At 70.6% G+C, this 1752-nt stretch carries 1 protein-coding gene and 2 pseudogenes; 2 read left to right on the top strand and 1 reads right to left on the bottom strand.

What is annotated here, in order from left to right; translation table 11 throughout:
- Nucleotides 1-441, bottom strand: a pseudogene (locus tag AB0J76_RS49440) (phospholipid carrier-dependent glycosyltransferase); the annotation flags it as partial.
- A 79-nt stretch (nt 442-520) separates the two neighbouring features.
- Between AB0J76_RS49440 and rsmI the strand changes: the two are divergent.
- Together rsmI and AB0J76_RS49430 are read left to right on the top strand one after the other, a co-directional pair.
- Nucleotides 521-1363 carry a 16S rRNA (cytidine(1402)-2'-O)-methyltransferase gene (gene rsmI, locus AB0J76_RS49435; protein ID WP_352331356.1) on the top strand — a complete coding sequence of 281 codons (843 nt, stop codon included), beginning with the start codon at nt 521-523 and terminating at the stop codon, nt 1361-1363.
- Between the two features lie 5 nt (nt 1364-1368).
- A pseudogene (locus tag AB0J76_RS49430) lies at nt 1369-1752 on the top strand (phospholipid carrier-dependent glycosyltransferase); the annotation flags it as partial.

The following is a 1752-nucleotide window of genomic DNA, read 5'->3' as shown; positions in this document are numbered from 1 at the left end:
GGCGAACCGCCAGCCGAACGGGTTGAGCCCGAACAGCCACTCACCGGCGCCGATCATCCACTTGCCGAGCGGCGGGTGCACCACGTACGAGGCGCACTTGTCGAGCGTCTCCTGCGTGCACGACTGCCAGATGCCGGTCTTCCCGGCCAGGATCGCCTTGTCCGCGTCCTTGATCGTGACGCGCTCGACACCCCAGTTGATCAGGGAGAAGGCGTCCTTCATGTAGTAGGTCTCGTCGAAGACCACGGCCCGCGGGTGGCCCAGGTTGACGAAGCGCAGGATGCCGCCGAAGAGCGTGACCAGCAGCGGGCCGACCCACCCCCACAGGACGCTGCCACGCATGGGGGGGATCACCCGGTCACGCAGGGACCGCGTCTGCGATTGGCTCTCGCCGACCTCCGGGTTGTCGTAGGCCTGGTACGGGGAATCGGTCACCGCCATTCGGACATCGTACGGGCCCCAAGCCGTTAGGTACTGCAAGAATCACGGTCTAATTGGTATGCCCTGCCACAATGGTCGGGTGACTGGAGAAGGCAGGTTGGTGCTGGCCGGAGCCCCCATCGGTCAGGCGGGTGACGTCTCGCCGCGGCTGCGGGAGGTGCTCGCCGGCGCCGACGTGGTGGCCGCCGAGGACACCAGACGGCTGCGCAGGCTCGCCACCGAGCTGGGCGTGGAGATCAGCGGCCGGGTGGTGTCCTACTACGACCAGAACGAGGCGGGCCGCGCCCAGGAGCTCGTCGAGGCGCTGAGACAGGGCCGCACGGTCGTGGTCATCACCGACGCCGGCATGCCCGGGGTGTCCGACCCCGGCTACCGCCTGACCCACCTGGCGGTCGAGGCGGGCATCACGGTGACCGCGCTGCCGGGGCCGAGCGCCGTCACCACGGCCCTCGCCGTGTCGGGGCTGGCCAGCGACAGGTTCTGCTTCGAGGGCTTCCCTCCGCGCAAGACCGGCGACCGGGCGCGGCGGCTGTCCGCGCTGGCGGCCGAGGAGCGGACGATGGTCTTCTTCGAGGCCCCCCACCGGCTGGCCGAGTCGCTGGGCGCGATGGCCGAGGCGTTCGGGCCCGACCGGCCCGCCGCCGTCTGCCGCGAGCTGACCAAGACGTACGAGGAGGTGCGCCGCGGCGGTCTCGGCGAGCTGGCCGAGTGGGCCGCGGGCGGCGTCAAGGGCGAGATCACCGTGGTCGTCGCGGGCCGCGTGCCGGGGGCGGGCGAGCCCGACATGGACGAGCTGGTCGCCGAGGTCGACCGCCGGGTGGCCGAGGGCGAGCAGCGGAAGAACGCCATCGCCGACGTGGCCAAGGGCGCGGGTGTGCCGAGACGCGAACTTTATGACCTGGTGCACAAACGCATAGGGTGATCGACATGGGCGAGACGGCACGACGGCTGGTCCCGCCGTTCCAGGGGCGGCCCCTCTTAGGCTGGGCGGGGCCGCTGCTGGTCGCCCTTTTCGGCGGGCTGCTGCGGTTCGTCCGCCTCGGTGAGCCGAAGGCCGTCGTCTTCGACGAGACCTACTACGCCAAGGACGCCTGGTCCCTGCTCAGGTACGGCGTCGAGCGCGCGATGCTGGGCGACGCCAAGAACCCGATCGCCGACCGGCGGCTCATCGCCGGGAACCTGGACATCTTCCGCCAGTGCCCTCAGTCGTCCGACTGTGCCTCGTTCGTCGCGCATCCGCCGCTGGGCAAGTGGATGATCGCCTCGGGGGAGTGGCTGTTCGGGATGAACCCGTTCGGCTGGCGGTTCGCG

Source organism: Nonomuraea sp. NPDC049624, assembly GCF_040675255.1.
Classification (GTDB): Bacteria; Actinomycetota; Actinomycetes; order Streptosporangiales; family Streptosporangiaceae; genus Nonomuraea.
The sequence above is the reverse complement of the archived record's forward strand: the minus strand, read 5'-3'. Positions and strand labels throughout refer to the sequence as shown.